General features: G+C 67.0%; 18 protein-coding genes. 9 read left to right on the top strand and 9 right to left on the bottom strand.

From position 1 onward, the window contains the following. A complete protein-coding gene (locus ACMAUO_RS01835) occupies window positions 1-1,266 on the bottom strand; it encodes an adenosylmethionine--8-amino-7-oxononanoate transaminase (protein WP_420355296.1) in 1,266 nt (421 codons plus the stop codon). A gap of 80 nt (window positions 1,267-1,346) precedes the next feature. Between ACMAUO_RS01835 and ACMAUO_RS01840 the strand changes: the two genes are divergently transcribed. From ACMAUO_RS01840 to ACMAUO_RS01860, 5 genes are all read left to right on the top strand, one after another. Further along, on the top strand, window positions 1,347-2,543 hold the full coding sequence (locus tag ACMAUO_RS01840) for an aminotransferase class I/II-fold pyridoxal phosphate-dependent enzyme (RefSeq protein WP_420355297.1): 1,197 nt from the start codon (window positions 1,347-1,349) through the stop codon (window positions 2,541-2,543). Then, window positions 2,527-3,210, top strand: a complete 684-nt coding sequence (locus ACMAUO_RS01845; protein ID WP_420355298.1) for an alpha/beta fold hydrolase — start codon at window positions 2,527-2,529, stop codon at window positions 3,208-3,210. Before ACMAUO_RS01840 ends, ACMAUO_RS01845 begins: the two co-directional genes overlap by 17 nt. Then, window positions 3,207-4,610, top strand: a complete 1,404-nt coding sequence (gene bioD / locus ACMAUO_RS01850) for a dethiobiotin synthase (RefSeq protein WP_420355299.1) — start codon at window positions 3,207-3,209, stop codon at window positions 4,608-4,610. Before ACMAUO_RS01845 ends, bioD begins: the two co-directional genes overlap by 4 nt. A 300-nt stretch (window positions 4,611-4,910) precedes the next feature. Then, on the top strand, window positions 4,911-5,276 hold the full coding sequence (locus ACMAUO_RS01855) for an RcnB family protein (RefSeq protein WP_420355300.1): 366 nt from the start codon (window positions 4,911-4,913) through the stop codon (window positions 5,274-5,276). A 51-nt stretch (window positions 5,277-5,327) separates the two neighbouring features. After that, window positions 5,328-5,951, top strand: coding sequence for an O-methyltransferase (locus ACMAUO_RS01860; protein ID WP_420357173.1), 624 nt, complete (start codon window positions 5,328-5,330; stop codon window positions 5,949-5,951). A 27-nt stretch (window positions 5,952-5,978) separates the two neighbouring features. Here ACMAUO_RS01860 and lexA read toward each other — a convergent pair whose 3' ends face one another. Together lexA and ACMAUO_RS01870 are read right to left on the bottom strand one after the other, a co-directional pair. Beyond that, window positions 5,979-6,725, bottom strand: coding sequence for a transcriptional repressor LexA (gene lexA, locus ACMAUO_RS01865; protein ID WP_420355301.1), 747 nt, complete (start codon window positions 6,723-6,725; stop codon window positions 5,979-5,981). Window positions 6,726-6,865: 140 nt separating this feature from the next. After that, window positions 6,866-8,071: a molybdopterin molybdotransferase MoeA gene (locus ACMAUO_RS01870; protein WP_420355302.1), complete on the bottom strand. Its 1,206-nt coding sequence runs from the start codon at window positions 8,069-8,071 to the stop codon at window positions 6,866-6,868. A gap of 159 nt (window positions 8,072-8,230) precedes the next feature. Here ACMAUO_RS01870 and rpmG point away from each other — a divergent pair, with 159 nt between their 5' ends. Next, window positions 8,231-8,398 (top strand): 50S ribosomal protein L33, encoded by a 168-nt coding sequence (rpmG, locus tag ACMAUO_RS01875; RefSeq protein ID WP_114728317.1) that lies wholly within the window; start codon window positions 8,231-8,233, stop codon window positions 8,396-8,398. A 112-nt stretch (window positions 8,399-8,510) separates the two neighbouring features. On the opposite strand, the gene ACMAUO_RS01880 is transcribed toward rpmG, so the two are convergent. Together ACMAUO_RS01880 and eno are read right to left on the bottom strand one after the other, a co-directional pair. Continuing rightward, complete coding sequence (locus tag ACMAUO_RS01880) at window positions 8,511-8,840, bottom strand: FtsB family cell division protein (protein WP_114728319.1); 330 nt, start codon at window positions 8,838-8,840, stop codon at window positions 8,511-8,513. A 114-nt stretch (window positions 8,841-8,954) separates the two neighbouring features. Further along, window positions 8,955-10,235, bottom strand: coding sequence for a phosphopyruvate hydratase (gene eno, locus ACMAUO_RS01885; RefSeq protein ID WP_420355303.1), 1,281 nt, complete (start codon window positions 10,233-10,235; stop codon window positions 8,955-8,957). A 182-nt stretch (window positions 10,236-10,417) separates the two neighbouring features. On the opposite strand from eno, the gene ACMAUO_RS01890 reads away from it, so the two are divergent. Then, on the top strand, window positions 10,418-10,891 hold the full coding sequence (locus tag ACMAUO_RS01890; RefSeq protein ID WP_420355304.1) for a DUF3429 domain-containing protein: 474 nt from the start codon (window positions 10,418-10,420) through the stop codon (window positions 10,889-10,891). 57 nt (window positions 10,892-10,948) lie between these two features. On the opposite strand, the gene kdsA is transcribed toward ACMAUO_RS01890, so the two are convergent. The 4 genes from kdsA to tpiA all read right to left on the bottom strand — a co-directional run bounded on the left by kdsA (window position 10,949) and on the right by tpiA (window position 14,629). After that, on the bottom strand, window positions 10,949-11,779 hold the full coding sequence (gene kdsA / locus ACMAUO_RS01895; protein WP_420355305.1) for a 3-deoxy-8-phosphooctulonate synthase: 831 nt from the start codon (window positions 11,777-11,779) through the stop codon (window positions 10,949-10,951). Beyond that, the gene (gene pyrG, locus ACMAUO_RS01900; RefSeq protein WP_420355306.1) at window positions 11,776-13,407 is read right to left on the bottom strand and encodes a CTP synthase; all 1,632 of its coding nucleotides are present in this window, start codon (window positions 13,405-13,407) and stop codon (window positions 11,776-11,778) included. The genes kdsA and pyrG overlap by 4 nt, the downstream gene beginning before the upstream one ends. A gap of 104 nt (window positions 13,408-13,511) precedes the next feature. After that, window positions 13,512-13,850 carry a preprotein translocase subunit SecG gene (gene secG, locus ACMAUO_RS01905; protein WP_420355307.1) on the bottom strand — a complete coding sequence of 113 codons (339 nt, stop codon included), beginning with the start codon at window positions 13,848-13,850 and terminating at the stop codon, window positions 13,512-13,514. A gap of 35 nt (window positions 13,851-13,885) precedes the next feature. Beyond that, window positions 13,886-14,629: a triose-phosphate isomerase gene (tpiA, locus tag ACMAUO_RS01910; protein ID WP_420355308.1), complete on the bottom strand. Its 744-nt coding sequence runs from the start codon at window positions 14,627-14,629 to the stop codon at window positions 13,886-13,888. Window positions 14,630-14,852: 223 nt separating this feature from the next. Between tpiA and ACMAUO_RS01915 the strand changes: the two genes are divergently transcribed. Continuing rightward, the gene (locus ACMAUO_RS01915) at window positions 14,853-16,781 is read left to right on the top strand and encodes a peptidylprolyl isomerase (protein WP_420355309.1); all 1,929 of its coding nucleotides are present in this window, start codon (window positions 14,853-14,855) and stop codon (window positions 16,779-16,781) included. Beyond that, a complete protein-coding gene (gene trpE / locus ACMAUO_RS01920; RefSeq protein WP_420355310.1) occupies window positions 16,778-18,346 on the top strand; it encodes an anthranilate synthase component I in 1,569 nt (522 codons plus the stop codon). Before ACMAUO_RS01915 ends, trpE begins: the two co-directional genes overlap by 4 nt. Window positions 18,347-18,433 lie beyond the last annotated feature (87 nt).

Here is an 18,433-nt window from a genome sequence, read left to right on the forward strand (position 1 = left end):
TCAGGGGGCCTCGGCCAGCACGGTGCGGATCGCGCCCGTCAGGCTGGTCAGTTCCTCCTTCGTCACCGTGAAAGCTGGCGTGAGATAGACGATCGAGCGGAACGGGCGCACCCACACGCCCTGTTCGACCAGCTTGGCTTTCAGACGGTTCATGTCGTTTATGCGGTCCAGTTCGACCACGCCGATCGCGCCCATCACCCGCACGTCACGCACGGCCGGCAAGTGGCGGCAGGCTTCCAGTTCATCGCGCATCTGTGCCGCGATCGCCGCGACCTGTTCCAGGCGCGGTTCGCGTTCGAACAGGTCCAGCGAGGCGTTGGCGCAGGCGCAGGCCAGCGGGTTGGCCATGAAGGTCGGGCCGTGCATCAGCGCATGCATCGGGTCGTCGGACAGAAAGGCCGCGAAGACGTGGCGCCGCGCCACGGTGGCGGCCAGCGGTACCGTGCCGCCGGACAATGCCTTCGACAAGGTGACGATATCCGGCACGATGTCCGCCTGCTGGCACGCGAACATCGTGCCGGTACGGCCGAAGCCGGTGAAGATTTCATCCAGGATCAGCAGCACGCCGTGGCGGTCGGCGATATCGCGCAGCCGTCGCAGGGTCGCGGGATCATGGAACAGCATCCCGCCCGCGCCCTGGACCAGCGGTTCGACCAGGATCGCGGCCACATGCGGGCCTTCGGTTTCCATCAGCCGTTCCAGCGCGGCCGTTGAATGGTCGTCGCGCGGCAGGTCGGCGATGAAATGCTGGGGCAGGATGCCGGCGAACAGGCTGTGCATGCCTTCCTCCGGATCGCACACCGCCATGGTGGCCAGCGTGTCGCCATGATAGCCGCCGCGAAACGCGACCAGGCGGGTCCGCCCCGTCTGGCCCCGGTTCAGCCAGTATTGCATCACCATCTTGATCGCGACCTCGACTGCGACCGAGCCGGAATCGGAGAAGAAGACGCGCTCCAGATCGCCCGGCAGCAGGTCCGCCAGCCGGCGCGCCAGGCGCAGAGCGGGCTCATGCACCAGGCCGCCGAACATGACATGCGGCATGCGCGTGAGCTGGTCGACGGCCGCCTGACGGATATAGGGGTGATTGTAGCCATGGCAGGCGGTCCACCAGGAGGCGATCCCGTCCACCAGTTCGCGCCCATCGGCGAGGCGAATCCGGCATCCGTCTGTCGCGATGGCGGGGATGGGGGGCGCGGCCGTCTGCATCTGGGTGTAGGGCAGCCAGATATGCGGCAGGCCGGCGTCGAACCAGTCCGGTCCGGTCATGGGGCAGGTTCTCCTTGCGGGGACGGGACGGCAGACTGGAATTGACCGGGTCCGTGGGGTCCGGCACAAACCATCGCTTCATGACCCGTTTCGATGCATTTTTCCAGACCGCGCTGGAGGGACTGTCCCGCAATCATCTGCGGCGCGATCTGCGGCCGCTGGAGCGCGACGGCCCGGTGCTGGTCCGGCGTGACGGCGCCACGCTGCTGAATTTCTCGTCCAACGATTATCTGGGCCTGTCCGTCCATCCGGCGCTGAAGGCGCGCTCCATCGACTGGACGCGGCGTTTCGGCACCGGCAGCGGGGCGTCGCGCCTGGTGACGGGTACCAGCGAGCAGCATCGGCTGGTCGAGGACAAACTCGCGCGGTTCAAGGGGTGCGAGGCGGCCTTGCTGCTGGCATCGGGGTGGCAGGCCAATGCCGCGATCCTGCCGGCCCTGTTCCGCCTGTCGGTGGAAGCGACAGGCGCGCCGGCCGTGGTGTTTACCGACCGGCTGAATCACGCCAGCCTGCATCATGGTTGCCAGGCGGCCGGTATCCGCCAGATCCGCTTCGCCCATAACGATCTCGGCCATCTGGAACGGATGCTGGAGCGCCATCGCGAGCAGAAGGGCCTGCGCTTCATCGTGACCGAAAGCGTGTTCAGCATGGATGGCGACCGGGCGGATGTCGCGGCCCTGAAGGCGCTGGCCGGCCGGCATGAGGCGTTCCTGTATCTGGACGAGGCGCATGCAACCGGCGTGCTGGGGCCGCAGGGCAGGGGCCTTTCCGCCGAGGCGGGCGGCGTGGATCTGGTGATGGGCACCTTCAGCAAGGCGCTCGGTGGGTTCGGCGCCTATGTCGCGGGTTCGCGCGCGCTATGCGACTGGCTGGTCAGTACGTGCTCGGGCTTTATCTATACCACCGCGCTGCCGCCCGCCCTGCTGGGGGCGATCGACGCGGCGCTGGACCTGGTGCCGACGCTGGATGCGGAACGCAGCCATCTGGCGGCGCTGGCGGCGCATCTGCGGGCGGAACTGGGCGACCGGGGCTGGTCCACCGGTTTGTCCTCCACGCAGATCGTGCCGGTGATGGTGGGGGATGCCGGACAGGCGCTTGCCCTGGCCCGCACGCTGGCTGCGCGGGGTGTCCTGGGCGGCGCAATCCGGCCGCCGACGGTCCCGCCTGGAACGGCCCGTATCCGGCTGGCGTTGAGTGCGGCGCATAATGAGGGGATGCTCGGCCATCTGCTGCGGGCACTCGACGAAGGGGCAAGGGAGCATGGCATTGTCCGATGATCCGGCGCCGACGGCGCTGTTCCTTGTCCATGGCTGGGGGTTCACGCCTGATTTCTGGCAGCCTGTCCGCGCGCGGCTGGGCGGGGTCGAGACGACGATGCTGGATTTCGGCTTCTTCGGGCCCGAAAACATGACGGCGCGGCCGGTGGGGCGGCATGTGGCGGTCGGCCATTCGCTGGGGGCCCTGTGGCTGCTGCTGAATCCGCCGGCCGATTGCGCAGGCATGCTGCTGATCAACGGTTTCGCCCGGTTTGGCGCCACTTCCGATTATCCTCAGGGCATTCCGCCTCGTGTAATCGAGCGCATGATGCGCGGGCTGGAGCAGCATCCGGACGATGTGGTCGCCACCTTTCGCGGCCGTGCGGGAATCGCGACGCCGGCACCTGGCCCGGCGCGGGCCGGGCGGCTGGACTGGGCGCTCGAATTGCTGCGGGATGCCGATGCGCGCGGCGTATGGGACGCGGCGGCGGGCACCGCTTTGCCGCCGGTCCGCGTGCTGGCCGGAGGGGAGGACCCGATTGCCCCGCCCGCGATGGTCGAGGCCGGTTTCCGCGACCGCGTGCCGGTCGAATGGATCGAGGATGGCGGGCATCTGCTGCCGCTGACCCATCCCGACCGATGTGCCGCCGCGATCACCCGCCTGATGGCGGGACCGGGCCGGCCATGAGTGCGCGCAAGCAGCGGATCGCCGCCCGGTTTGGTGCGGCCGAGACCTATGACGATGCGGCGCGTGTGCAGTGCCTGGTCGCGGCCCGGCTGGCCGAACGGATTGCCGCTGCCGGCATGGCCCCCGCGCGCATCCTGGAACTGGGATGCGGCACGGGGTTCCTGAGCCAGCATCTGCGCCGCCTGTTTCCGGATGCGGACCTGACGGTGAGCGATCTGGCGCCGCAGATGCGCGACCGCGCGCGCCGCCGGCTGGAGGGCCTGCAAGGGCTGGGCGATGTACGGGCCCTGGTGCTGGACGCCGAGGCGCCGGAAGCGGCGGGCGGGGAATACGACCTGATCTGTTCCAGCCTGTCGATGCAATGGTTCACGGACCGCGCGGCGACATTGGCGCGGCTGGCCGCCATGCTGGCGCCCGGCGGAATGATGGCGTTCTCCACCCTCTGCGCGGGCAGCTTTGGCGAATGGCGGCTTGTCCATGCGGCGGCGGGCATGGATTGCGGAATTCCGGATTATCCCGCCCCGGCACGGCTGGAAGACGAGTGGCCGCGTGCGGGACAGGGGCTCTGGGAGGCCGAGACGATTCTCGACCGCCCGGAAACGGCGCTGGCCTTCGTGCGCGAACTGCGCCAGATCGGCGCCTCGCTGCCGCGCGAGGGCACGCGCCCGGTTGCGCCGGGCGTGATGCGCCGCCTGCTGCGCGATCTGGAAACGCCGTCGGGCGTGACGATGACGTATCGCGTCGGCTACGGCCTGTTTCGGGCGCCCGCACGCAAGGGGGTCTTTGTGACGGGGACCGATACCGGTGTCGGCAAGACGCTGGTTTCCGCCTGTCTGGTTCGCGCCTGGGCGGCGGAATACTGGAAGCCGTTCCAGACCGGGATTGCCGAAGATGTTGCGGACAGCGTGACGGTGACGGCGCTGGCCGGGCTTGAGCCGGCGCGCCTGCATCCGCCCGCCGCCGTGCTGGCGGCTCCGCTTTCGCCCTTCGACGCCGCCGAGCGGGAAAATATCGTGCTCGATACCGCCGGGCTGGGCCTGCCCGCCGCGCGTGGGGAACGGACGCTGGTCGTGGAAGGGGCGGGGGGGGTGATGGTGCCCGTTGCGCCGGATTGCATGATGATCGACCTGATCGCCCGCTTCGCGCTGCCGGTGGTGCTGGTGGCGCGCAGCCAGCTTGGGACGATCAACCATACGCTGCTGACCTTGCAGGCCCTGCGTCAGCGGGGAATTGCCGTTGCCGGCGTGGTGCTGAACGGACCGCCATCCCCCGAGGCGCGACGCGCCGTCAGCCTCTTCGGCGGCGCGCGGGTGCTGGCGGAATTTCCCCATCTGGAGCGGATCGGCCCGGAGCAGGTGGCGGAACTGGCCCGGCTGCTGCCGCCGTTCGAGGCCCTTTGATATCGGGATTTCGATCGGCGGGACGATCCTTGCCGCTTATCGGACGTTTGGCATGATGTGACGGCCGGTCGATATATCTATGCCGCTCCTTTTTCTGAACATTTTGTCACTCAGGATGCGGGTTTGCGTCTGGATTTCGCCACAAGTCGGCAACATGATCCGCGTCTGTAAAAGGAGAATCAGGTGAAAACAAAACTGATGACCGGCCTGGTCCTGGGCTGTCTGATTGTGGGCGCCGCGGGTACTGCTGATGCCCAGCGGGGCCCTGACGGCCCCGGGGGCCACGGCGGAGGATCTGGCGTGCATGATGGGCGTGGCGGTCAGGACAACCGTGGCGATAATCGTGGCCCCGGTGGCGGACCGGGCGGCGGGCCCGGCTATAACCGTGGCGGTCCGCAGTACGGCGGCGGCGGCGGTGGCCGGGTCTGGAGACGTGGGGACCGCTATGACGGCCCGCGTTCGGGCATGTGGCAGGTGCAGGATTGGCGGCGTTATCGCGGCCTCTACGCCCCGCCGCCGGGATATTACTGGGTCCAGTACGGGAACCAGTTCCTGCTGGCGGCGCTGGCGACGGGCATTATCGCCAATGTGATCGCCAATTCCTACGGGGCCGGGGGTTACGGTCCCGGCTACGGGGCAGGGCCCATGGGGCCGGCTCCTTATTGACGCAGACAGGACCTGCCGCCTCGTGCGGCAGGTCCTGGCGGATCAGGGAACCTGACGATGGATGACAGGATTTCCGCGGTTCTCGACCTCTATCATGCCCGGATGCGCGAGGAACGCAGCCAGCCCCGAATGGAGGCGCCCGGCGGCCGCGATGGCGGGCAGGACCAGCGCATGCGGGCCATAGGGCCCGAGACCGGGCAATTGATGAACATCGTCGCCCGCAGTCTGGATAGCCCGACCATTCTCGAACTCGGCACCTCCTTCGGCTATTCTGGCATCTGGCTGGCCGAGGCCGCCCGCGCGACCGGCGGCAGGCTGATCACGATGGAACTGCACGATTACAAATCCGCTTATGCCCGGCAGATGGCCGAACAGGCCGGGCTGGCCGAATGGATCGATTTCCGGGTCGGGGATGCCGTGCGGATGATCGGGGAGATGTCCGGAAAGGTCGATTTCGTCTTTGTCGATCTGTGGAAGGATCTTTACGTGCCGTGTCTCGAGGCGTTCTACCCGCGCCTCAATTCTGGTGCGATCATCGTCGCCGACAACATGATCCGGCCGGGAACGGAGGACGTGAAACGCTACGGTCGCGCGATTCGCGCCCTGCCGGGGATGTCCAGCGTTCTGCTGCCCGTTGGAACGGGGATCGAGGTCAGCCGCTTCGAAGTCGGTTGAAGTCCCGGAGGGCTTTTGACGCCGTTGTCAGTAACGGCGCAGCAACCCGACCAGAGACCCCTGGATGCGCACGCGGTCGGACGGCACGATACGTGATTCATAGCGCGCGTTGGCGGGCTCCAGGGCGATGGTGCTGCCGCGCCGGCGGAGCCGTTTCAGCGTAACTTCCTGATCGTCGATCAGCGCGACCACGATCTGTCCATTATCGGCTGTATCTCCCCGGCGGATGATGACGGTGTCGCCATCGAGAATTCCGGCTTCGATCATCGAATCGCCGGCGACTTCCAGCGTGTAGTGGTCGCCACGGCCCAGCAGGTTCAGCGGTACCGAGACCTGAGCCCCGGTCTCGCGCAATGCCTCGATCGGCTGGCCGGCGGCGATACGGCCATAGAAAGGCAGGCTGACCGCCTCGGCATCGGTCGCGATGGGTGCGCCTGCCAGCCGGCCGGCGAAATCGCCTTTGATGACGTTGGGCACGAAGGCATGATCGACCGGGTCCGGCGCGGGCATGGTCGCCACGGCGGCGCCGGCAGGCTCCTGCGGCGTGGCGGGCGAGGCCATTTCCGGCAGGCGCAGCACCTCCAGCGCCCGGGCGCGGTGATGGCGGCGTTGCAGGAAACCCCGTTCCTCCAGCGCCGAAATCAGCCGGTGGATGCCGGATTTCGATCGCAGGTTCAGCGCATCCTTCATTTCGTCGAAGGAGGGGGAGAACCCCGTCTGTTTCAGGTGCCGGTCGATGAACAGCAGCAGTTCATGTTGCTTGCGCGTCAGCATTGGCACCCCGTGACCCAGTCGTTCCGTCAGTCGGCCAATCCGTTGTCAACAGAAGGGAACAAACAGGAAACCGCCTTGTTGTGTTCTATATTGGTTCCCCCTCCGGCCGTCAATATCATTGCGGTTATCGAAACGGGCGGTCAGATCGAGAGCGTGTCCAGCCTGATGATCCGGCAGGGCGCGCCTGCGCGTGCGGGGGGCGCGTGAGGCGGGCGCATGATCAGGGCTTCGCTGCGGGCCAGGATATGCAGCATCGCCGAATCCTGGCGGTTGAAGGCCGTCGCGATCAGGTTGCCATCGGGAGCGCGGGAGAGCGTGGCGCGCAGATAATCGGCCCTTCGGTCGTTCTCCGGCAGGTCGCCGCCCAGAATCGCCAGATCCTCCGGCAGGCGCGGCTCCGCGTGCCCGGCCAGCGTGCGGATTGCCGGCAGGGCGAAGATCAGGCCGCAGACCAGGGCGGCCACCGGATTGCCCGGCAGCCCCAGGACCGGCACCCGGCCGATCCGGCCATGCATCAGCGGCTTGCCGGGGCGCATCGCGATCTTCCAGAAATCGACCGCGAGCCCGATCCGCTCCAGCCCCTGCTGCACCAGGTCGTAGCGGCCGACGCTGGCGCCGCCCGCGGTCAGCAGCAGGTCGGCGGTCTCGATCCCCTGGGCCAGGCGGGCGATATCCGAGGCGGTGTCTCGTGCGGAAGGGAGCATGACCGGCACGCCGCCGCAGGCGCGCACCAGGGCGGCGAGCATCGGGGTGTTGGAATTGGCGATGCCGCCCGGCGCGATCGGCTCGCCCGGCAGCGCGATTTCGTCGCCCGTGGACAGGATGACCACGACCGGGCGACGGCGAACAGCAACCCAGGCGTGGTTCGCCGCCGCAGCCAGCCCGATATCCCGTGCCGTCAGCGCCCGTCCGGCCGGGACGACGACCTGCCCCTGGGCGAAATCCTGGCCCCGGCGGCGGATGAATTGGCCGGAGTCCGGTGGCGTGTTGACCGCGACCGCCCCATCAGCCTCGTGGGCGTTTTCCTGGATCAGAATCGCGTCGGCGCCATCGGGCACCAGACTGCCAGTATAGATCCGCACGGTTTCACCGGGCCCGACCCGGCCGGGGAAGGGATGGCCCGCCGGGCTCTCGCCCACCAGCGACAGGACGGCGCCCGGTGCGCAATCCGCCGCCCGCACCGCGTAGCCGTCCATGGACGAGACATCGGCCGGCGGATTGTCCAGCCGGGCGGTGATGTCGGCGGCGGCGATTCGCCCCCAGGAATCGGCCAGGGGTACCAGTTCCGGCCCCGTGGGTACGAGGTCTGCCAGGATACGCGCCTGGGCTTCGGCGACACTCAGCATCGGTCCCAATTCTCCCCCATCCGGTGGTCATGCGCACATATCTGCTCGATTCGTGCGACTAACGCTTGACCTGGGGGCTCTGTATGCGCATTTTCCGCCGACTTGAACCACTGCTGCACCTGATTGTTCCAGCAGCGGCGGAGCAGTGCTGAGGATTCCATGGCCAAGACCAACACCATTCAGATCAAGCTCGTCTCGTCGGCAGACACCGGGTATTTCTACGTCACGAAGAAGAATGCCCGTGCGCAGACCGGCAAGCTCGAGATGCGGAAATACGACCCCGTTGCGCGCAAGCACGTGGCCTTCCGCGAAGCGAAGATCAAATAATCCGCTCTATTCCGCGCATTTTGCGTGGGATAGGTCGGAAAAAAGGCCGGGCACCCTTTGTGGTGCCCGGCCTTTTTCGTTTCAGAACCTGTTCTGATGCGCTCGTGGCGACTCAAAAGAGCCGATCGTGCGGGCCGTAGGGGATAACGAGTTCGCCCGGGCGCGCCAGGTTCAGCATTGCGCGCGACCGTTCGTCCAGCGTGTCGCGGTCCAGCGCCTTTTCCTTCAGTCCGCTGACCCTGCGGGTCCAGGCATTCTGTTCCGAGACCGCGTCCATCTGTGCGGCGCGGGCCTCGTCCAGCAGGTGCAACTGTGCCTGATAGCTGTGAATGCCGTGGTCGCCCTGCATGGCGTTTACACCGAAATAGGCGGTCAGGCCGATGAACAGGGAAGGAGGAACGACCATACGGAGGGTCCGCCGCACAATCCGGCCGATCTGCATAGTCGGTCTCTCTTCCATCTCAGCAGGTTGCCAAACAGTACACGGTACTATTCCCGATTCGGCGGCGGCGGGAAACTGTTTTCCGCGCCATGCCGCCGAATCGGGCCAAAGTCATCAGGCCGTCTTCAGGATCGTGCGGCCGGCATAGCGGGCGGCGGTCGCCAGTTCGTTCTCGATCCGGATCAGCTGGTTGTATTTCGCGGTCCGGTCGGAGCGCGACAGCGAGCCGGTCTTGATCTGCCCGCAATTGGTCGCCACCGCCAGGTCGGCGATGGTCGAATCCTCGGTCTCGCCGGAACGATGGCTCATCACCGCCGTGTAGCCCGCGCGATGCGCCATCTCGACCGCTTCCAGCGTCTCGCTGAGCGTGCCGATCTGGTTGACCTTGACCAGCAGCGAATTGGCGACGCCGGCCTTGATGCCGCGACGCAGGCGCTCCGGGTTGGTCACGAACAGGTCGTCACCGACCAGCTGGACGGTCTTGCCCAGGGTGGCGGTGAGGGCGGCCCAGCCTTCCCAATCGTCTTCCGCCAGACCGTCCTCGATCGACACGATGGGGTAGCGGGCGACAAGGTCGGCCAGATAGCCGATCATGCCGGCCGAATCCAGACTCTTGCCTTCGCCTTCCATGACGTAGCGGCCGTCGCGGTAGAATTCGGTCGAGGCGCAGTCGAGCGCGAACGTGACGTCTTCACCCGGACGATAGCCGGCGGCTTCCACGGCCTTGGTGATGAAGCCCAAGGCCTCGTCGGCCGATTTCAGGCCGGGGGCGAAGCCGCCTTCGTCGCCGACATTGGTGTTGTGGCCGGCCGCCGACAGGTTCTTCTTGAGCTGGGCGAAGATTTCGGACCCCACGCGCACCGCGTCGGCCAGCGTGGGCGCGCCCACGGGCTGGATCATGAATTCCTGGATGTCGATCGGGTTGTCGGCATGCTGGCCGCCATTGACGATGTTCATCATCGGTACCGGCAGGGTGCGGGCATACACGCCGCCGACATAGCGATAAAGCGGAACCTGCAATTCCTCGGCCGATGCCTTGGCCACCGCCAGCGAGACCGCCAGGATCGCGTTGGCACCCAGCCGGGCCTTGTTGGGAGTGCCGTCGAGGTCGATCATCGCTTCGTCGATCGCGACCTGATCGGCCGATTCGGCGCCTTGCAGGGCTTCGAGGATCTCGCCCTCGACATTCTCCAGCGCCTTCAGCACGCCCTTGCCGCCATAGCGGGACTTGTCGCCGTCACGCAGTTCGACCGCCTCGTGCGCGCCAGTCGATGCGCCGGACGGGACGGCAGCCCGGCCCTTCGCGCCGGACGCCAGTTCGACATCGACCTCCACGGTCGGATTGCCGCGACTGTCCAGGATCTCGCGCGCGACGATATCGACGATAGCACTCATGGGTCTGCTTCCTCGGTTTATGACTATTGGGCCCGTTGCAGGTCGGCCGCGACATGCAACGGCGATCGGGATGTCCTCGCGGTCATCCCGACATGCCAGGCAAAATTCTCCTGCCGCCTGTGATCGGTATCATGGGCAGGCGGCGAGCCACGCGATAATAGCAGGGCAGGAGGAAGATGAACATGAAACGCCTGCCGCTTCCAACGGTTCTGATGGGAATTGTCAGCCCGATTCCAGCCATCGTCCTTGCGGTGGGAGGACTGTTTTCCTCCGACGCGGTGCCGGGCATGACCATGGGGCTGGTGGAATATGCCGCCCTGGTGCTGGTCTTCAGCGGTGCCGTGCATTGGGGGCTGGCGCTGGACCGGCCGACGCTGATCACGGGAACACGCCTGGACGTGGGGCGGGACAATCGGCGGCTGATGACGGGTGCATTGCCGCTGCCAGTCGGCTGGCTGGCCTGCCATGCAACCTTCCTCGGCCATGTGCCAATCGGGCTGGCCGTGCTGCTGGCGGGATTTTTCGGGCTGTTCCTCGCGGAGCGAGCCGCGTGGCGCCGGGGAGAACTGCCTTCGGGCTATCTGGCCCTCCGGCTATGGCTGACCGCCGTCTTCATGGCCTGCCTGGGGCTGGCGATGCTGGTCAGTCTGGCTTGATGGGATTTCGGCACTGCGCGCGGGATTGCCGTCCGCGCGCAGTGCCGACCGGATTGCTCAGGAATTTTTGGTCAGGCGGTCGTAGCTGGCCAGGCGCTCGATCAGGGGCTTCATCTCGCCGATCGGGATCATGTTCGGGCCGTCGCTGGGCGCGCGGTCCGGGTCCTGATGGGTTTCGATGAAGACGGCCGCCACCCCGATCGCCAGCGCCGCGCGGGCCAGGATAGGGGCATATTCACGCTGGCCGCCCGACGATCCGCCGAGGCCGCCGGGCTGCTGGACCGAATGGGTGGCGTCATACACCACCGGGTAGCCGGTCTCGGCCATGATCGGCAGGCCGCGCATGTCGTTGACCAGCGTGTTGTAGCCGAAGCTGGTGCCGCGCTCGCACAGCATGATCCGCTCGTTGCCGGTCGAGGCGATCTTGGCCGCGACATTCTTCATGTCCCACGGTGCCAGGAACTGCCCCTTCTTGACGTTGATCGCGGCCCCGGTCTCGCCCGCCGCCAGCAGGAGGTCCGTCTGGCGGCACAGGAAGGCCGGGATCTGGAGCACGTCGACGGCTTCGGCTACCGCCGCGCACTGTTCGGCCGCATGCACGTCGGTCAGGACCGGCACGCCGAATCGCTCGCGCACCCGGGCCAGGATCTCCAGCCCCTTGGCCATGCCGACGCCGCGCGCCGCGCCGATACTGGTGCGGTTGGCCTTGTCGAACGAGCTTTTATAGATCAGCCCGACCCCGGTCTCGCGCGCGACCGCGCACAGTGCCTCGGCCATTTCCATGGTGTGGGCTTCGGATTCGATCTGGCACGGGCCGGCGATCAGGACGAACGGCCGGTGATTGCCGACCGCGAGGTCGCCGATCGCGAGCGAGCGGGGCGCTGTCATACCAGGCGCATCTTCTTCACCGCCGCACCGACGAAGCCGGAGAACAGCGGATGCGGATCGAACGGCTTGGAAAGCAGCTCGGGATGGTACTGCACGCCGATGAACCAGGGGTGATCGGGATATTCGACCACTTCCGGCAGGATATCGTCGGGCGACATGCCCGAGAATCGCATGCCGGTCTGCTCCAGCTTCTCGCGGTAATGGACATTGACCTCGTAGCGATGGCGATGGCGCTCGCGGATGTCGGTCCGGCCGTAGATCTCGGCGACCCGCGATCCTTCCGCCAGCTTGGCGGGGTAGGCACCCAGGCGCATCGTCCCGCCCATCTCCCCGCCTTCGCGCCGGCGCAGCAATTCATTGCCACGAGCCCATTCGGTCATCAGGCCGACCAGCGGCTCGTCGGTCGGACCGAATTCGGTGGAGGAGGCATCGGGCAGGCCGGCGAGATTGCGGGCGCACTCGATGACCGCCATCTGCATGCCGAAGCAGATGCCCAGGAACGGGATATTGTGCTCGCGGGCGAATCGCACGGCCTGGATCTTGCCTTCCGCGCCACGCTCGCCGAATCCGCCGGGCACCAGAATCGCATGCACGTTGTGCAGCGCCTCGAGCGCGTCTTCCGACTTTTCGAACGTCTCGGCCTCGACCCAGTCCAGCTTGACCCGTACCCGGTTGGCGATGCCGCCATGCAGCAGGGCTTCGATCAGGGATTTATAGGCATCGAGCAGAGCGGTGTATTTGCCGACGACCGCAATGCGGACCTCGCCTTCCGGGTGGCGAATCGCGTCCAGCGTCCGGTGCCAGCGCGACAGGTCGGGCTCCTGGTCGAAGGGCAGGCCGAAATGGCGCAGCACCTCATTGTCCATGCCTTCGGCATGGTAGGAGATCGGGCAGGCATAGATCGTGTCGACATCCAGCGCCGCGATCACGGCCTCGGAGCGCACATTGCAGAAATTGGCGATCTTGCGCCGTTCGGCGTCGGGAATCGGCCGGTCCGAGCGGCAGAGCAGCATCTGGGGCTGGATGCCGACATTCTGCAGTTCCTTGACGGAATGCTGGGTCGGCTTCGTCTTCAGTTCGCCGGCCGAGGGAATCCACGGCAGCAGGGTCAGGTGGACGAACATCGTCTGCCCGGCGCCCAGGTCATTGCGCAACTGGCGAATGGCTTCGAGGAAGGGCAGGCTTTCGATGTCGCCGACCGTGCCGCCGATTTCCACCAGCACGAAATCGAGGTCTTCCGTGCCCGCGACCACGGCTTCCTTGATGGCGTCCGTGATGTGGGGGATGACCTGCACCGTGGCGCCCAGATAATCGCCGCGCCGCTCGCGCGCGATCACGTCCGAGTAGATCTGGCCGGTGGTGGCGTTGTCGGCCCTTGTGGCATGCACGCCTGTAAAGCGTTCATAATGCCCAAGGTCGAGGTCGGTCTCCGCGCCGTCGTCGGTTACGAAGACCTCGCCGTGCTGATACGGGCTCATGGTGCCCGGATCGACGTTGAGATAGGGATCGAGCTTGCGTAGCCGGACCCGGTAGCCGCGTGCCTGCAGCAGCGCCGCGAGGGCTGCGGAGGCAATGCCTTTACCGAGAGAGGAGACCACGCCGCCAGTGATGAATACAAACCGCGTCATGGATGGCCTCCCTACACCGTTTCGACCTGCCGGGCAAAGCGAATAACCGTCGCGTTTGCCGAGATAAAAAAAGGCTGCCTTCCGTGGGGAAGGCAGCCCGTTCTTCAGTGCGTGGCCGCTGGCGCCGCGGGCAGGGCCGGGGGGGCGGCCGGAGCGGGCGTGGCGGCCGCCGGGGCCGGTGGCTGGGCCAGGATGTCATGGCCGCCACCGGTGGCGGCACCCCGGTTCATGACCGCCAGGGTCAGCGACAGCACCATGAAGATGCCGGCCAGGACCGAGGTGGTGCGCGTCAGCAGATTGGCCGTGCCGCGCCCGGACATGAAGCTGCCCATGCCCTGGCTGCTGCCGATTCCCAGGCCGCCGCCTTCGCTGCGCTGGATCAGGACGGTTCCGATCAGGGCCAGGGTGACGAACAGGTGCAGAAAAAGCAGGACGGTGATCATTCTCGACTTCCGATAGGGCGACGCAGACCGACCGTTTACAGGTCAATGGCGGCGCGGACAATCGGCAGAAATGCGTCCGCCTTCAGGCTGGCGCCACCCACCAGCGCGCCGCCGACCTCCGCGATCGGCAGAATGGTGGGGGCCTCGCGCCCATTGACCGACCCGCCATAGAGAATCCGCATGGTCTTTCCGGCCTCGCCGAACTGGCGCGTGAGCTCGGCGCGGATGAAGCCCATCATGTCCGCGATGTCCTGCGCCGAGGCCGGCACGCCCGAGCCGATGGCCCAGATCGGCTCGTAGGCCACGATGCCGTTGAAATTGTCGGGCAGCGAGCCCTTGATCTGCCAGCCGACGGCATCCTGATATTCGCCGGCGGCGCGCTGGTCGGCGCTCTCGCCGATGCAGACGATCGGGGTCAGGCCGGCTTCCATCGCGGCCACGGCCTTCTCGCGCACCGTCTCGTCAAGCTCGCCATGTTCCTGCCGCCGTTCGGAATGGCCGAGAATGACGTATTCCACGCCCAGTTCGGCCAGCATGGCGGCCGAGATGTCGCCGGTATGCGCGCCCGACGGCGCGTGATGGCAGTTCTGGGCGCCCAGCGCGATGCCGGTGCCCTTCAGCAGGGGAGCTATGGCCGCCAGTTGGGTGAAGGGCGGGCAGACCACGACCGGCGGCGGGTTGGGAATGGCTTCCAGACCCTGTGCGATCGCGCTTACGAGGTCGCGCGACGGGGCGCTGAGCCCGTTCATCTTCCAGTTGCCGACGATCATCTGCCTCATGTGGCTTGATCCCTTGCTTGTATTGTGGGGCCATGTGCGCCGCCCGGTCGCCGATACCGTACACCATGCGTGCCGCGCCAGCACAATGGCCACGCGCCGACGCGGCACCCGCGCAGAGGGTTCTGGTCAATCGCGGGCCGTATCCTTATGGTGCCCGGCCGAATAAGGCGGCCAGCCGGTCGCCATAGTCGCTTGTGCCGCCTTCGCCCGGATATTGCCGTTCATGATTTCCTTCCTGCGTCACGTCTTCGTCGATTCCTGGCTGGGGCGCGTTATCGCCGGCCTGCTGTTCCTGGCCTTTGTCGGCTGGGGTGTGAGCGATGTCCTGTCGAATATCGGCAGCGAGCGCGCCGATGTCATCGTGCGGGTGGGCGGTCAGACCGTGACCACCGAGGATTTCCTCTCCGCCGTGCAGAACGAATTGCAGCAGGTCGCCCGCCAGTCGGGCATGAACGACCCGGCGCAGTTGCCGGTCGCGACCCGGCGCCAGGCGGCGGAGCAGGTGTTGCAGCGGCTGCTGATGCAGTCCGAGATCACGCTGTCGGCGGAACGGCTGGGCGTGACCGTGCCGGATGACGCGCTGCGCGAGGAAGTGTTCGGGCTGCAGGCCTTCAAGGGGCTGGACGGACGATTCGATCGCAAGCTGTTCGATTCGCGCCTTCAGCAGATCGGCATGACGGAAAAGCGGCTGCTGGACCTGATCCGCGCCGACCTGGCGGTGCGCGCGCTGATCGAACCGGTCCAGAACGGTGCCCGCGCGCCGGAAACCATGATCCGCCATGTGTTTGATTTCGATGCCCAGACCCGGACCATCGACCTGGTCCGCTTTCCGCTGACCGCCCAGGCGGCGCCGGCACCCGACGCGGCGCAACTGCATCGTTTCTATGATAATCATTCCTGGCTGTTCCAGACGCCTGAATATCGCCATGCGCGCATCGTCGTGCTGTCGCGCGAGAGCGTGGCGCAGTCGGTCGAGATCCCCGATGCCGATCTGAAGCGGCTGTATGAGGCCGAGGCGACGAAATATAACGTCCCGGAAACCCGCACCGTGCAGATCGTGACGGCGCCCAGCCAGGCGCGCGCGCAGGCTATCGCCGACCAGTGGAAAGCCGGCGCCGACTGGGGCCGCATCCAGGCCGACGCCAAGGATTCCGCCACGGTGCAGATGGATAGCGTCCGCCAGGTGGGCATTCCCTCGGCGGGTCTGGCCAAGCTGGTCTTCGCCGCTCCGCTCGCCGACCTTCAGGGGCCGGCGCAGGTCGATACCGGCTGGGTCGTCTTCAAGGTCACGCTGGTGACGCCGCCGCACGTGACCACGTTCGACACCGCCCGGCAGGAACTGCGCGAGCAGATCGCCCGTGGCCAGGCCGTGGAACTGATCGGCCAGCGCGTGCAGAAGCTCCAGGATGCGATCGCCGGCGGCGGGCTGGACCATATTCCCGACAATCTGGGGGCGGCGGCCATCGCCGGCACGCTGAACGCGCAGGGCATGACCCAGGGCGGGGAGGCCGCGCCGATCCCGGCATCGCCCGCGCTGCGCCAGGCGATCATCGCGAAAATCTTCAGCCAGGCGAAGGGGGCTAATCCCGCCCTGGTCCAGGGACCGGAGAATGGCTGGTTCGCGGTCGCGGTCGACAGTATCGTGCCCGCCCAGATCCAGCCCTTCGATGCCGCCGCCGCGCAGGTGCGCGCCGCGTGGGACGACGAGGCCCGCCGCCATGCGGCCAATGTCGCGGCCACCACGCTGTATGTGGCTGCCAAGGACCATGGCGGCGTCTCGGCTGCCGCGACCGGCCAGCAGGTCGAGCATCCGGCGCCGCTGGCGCGTGGGCAGGCGGTCGAGGGCGTGCCCGAGGAACTGGCACAACTGGCCTTCCGCTTCGACAAGGCGGGACAGACAATGATGCTGGACGGCCCCGACGGCTTTTATGTCGCGACGCTGACCGCGATAACCCATCCCGCGCCGGAGACGCAGGCGATGCGCATCGGCCGTATCCGCAGCGCCATGTCGCAGGCCCTGGCGGATGATATCGGGATGTCCTACGCCGCGGCCCTTCAGCAGGTGGTCAAGCCCAAGACCAATATGGGTGCCCTGAAATCGGCCCTGTCCTCGGTGACCGGGGCCGGCGGCGCCGGAGAGACCAGCCCGTGACGACCCTCGTTCAGACCATTCCCGCCGCGCCGACCCTTGAGGAGCGCGAGGCGGCGCTGTCCGCCCTGCGACTGGGAGAGGGCAGCGTGGTCTGGAGCGTGGAGGCCGCCGACCTGCTGACGCCGGTCTCGGCCTATATGCGGCTGTCCCGGCTGGCCGGCGCGACCGATACCACGCCGGCGCGCAACGCCTTTCTGCTGGAAAGCGTCGAGGGCGGGGTGGCGCGCGGCCGTTATTCGGTGATCGGCCTGCTGCCGGATCTGATCTGGCGCTGCCATGGCGGGAAGGCGGCGATCAACGGCGCGCCCGGCCGTGATCCCGATGGGTTCACCCCGGTCACGGAGGCGCCGCTGGACACGCTGCGCGCGATCATTCGCGACAGCCGGATGGTGCTGCCGGCGGGGCTGCCGCCGATGACGGCCGGCCTGTTCGGCTATCTGGGATACGACATGGTGCGGCAGATGGAACATCTGCCCAATTGCCCGCCCGACGATCTGGACCTGCCCGAGGGCGTGATGATCCGCCCCGGCCTGTTCGCCATCTTCGATACGGTGCGGGATGAACTGATCCTGGCGGCGCCGGTGCGCCCGCGCCCGGATCGCGCGCCCGAGCAGGTGTGGCAGGCGGCGGAAGACCTGATCGCGCTGGCGCGGCGGACTCTGTCGGAACCGCTGGCGCTGCATGAGACCCGGCCGGACTATACCGGCCCGCTGGAACCCGCGCGCTCGAACTTCACGCGCGAGGCGTTCTGCGCGATGGTCCGGCATATCCAGGACTATATCGCGGCTGGCGATGCCTTTCAGGTCGTACCCAGCCAGCGTTTCTCGACCCCGTTCACCCTGCCGCCGCTGGCGCTGTATCGGTCGCTGCGCCGCATCAACCCCGCGCCGTTCCTGTTCCAACTGGCCTTCGACGGATTCACGCTCGTCGGGTCGTCGCCCGAGATCCTGGTGCGCCTGCGCGACGGGCGGATGACGGTGCGGCCGCTGGCCGGCACCCGGCCGCGCGGCCGCACGGCGGAGGAGGATCTGGCGCTGGAGCGGGATCTGCTGGCCGACCCCAAGGAACTGGCCGAGCATCTGATGCTGATCGATCTGGGCCGCAACGACGTCGGGCGGGTCTGTTCGGTCGGCAGCGTGAAGGTGACGGAGAAATTCGTGATCGAGCGGTTCAGCCACGTCATGCATATCTCGTCGAATGTCGAAGGCGAATTGCGGCCGGAGCTGGAGGCACTGGATGCGCTGATCGCGGGCTTCCCGGCCGGCACGCTGACCGGCGCGCCGAAGATCCGGGCGATGGAGATCATCGACGAGGTCGAGCCGACCCGGCGCGCCACCTATGCCGGCTGCATCGGCTATTTCGGCGCGAATGGCGAGATGGATACCTGCATCGGCCTGCGGATGGCCGTGATCAAGGACGGGCAGATGCACGTGCAGGCCGGATGCGGCGTGGTTGCCGACAGCGTGCCCGAGGCGGAGTACGAGGAAACCCAGCACAAGGCCCGCGCGTTGTTCCGTGCGGCCGAAGCGGCGGTGCGGTTCGCGCGCGGAGGCAACGCGGACTGACCGCTCCGTCTATTTTAGTCATAAAATTATACGTTCCTGGCTGGTTTTCGTAACAAACGATCCAATTTTAGACGGTACGTATTATTT

This window comes from Gluconacetobacter brunescens, assembly GCF_048695475.1.
Lineage (GTDB): Bacteria > Pseudomonadota > Alphaproteobacteria > Acetobacterales > Acetobacteraceae > Gluconacetobacter.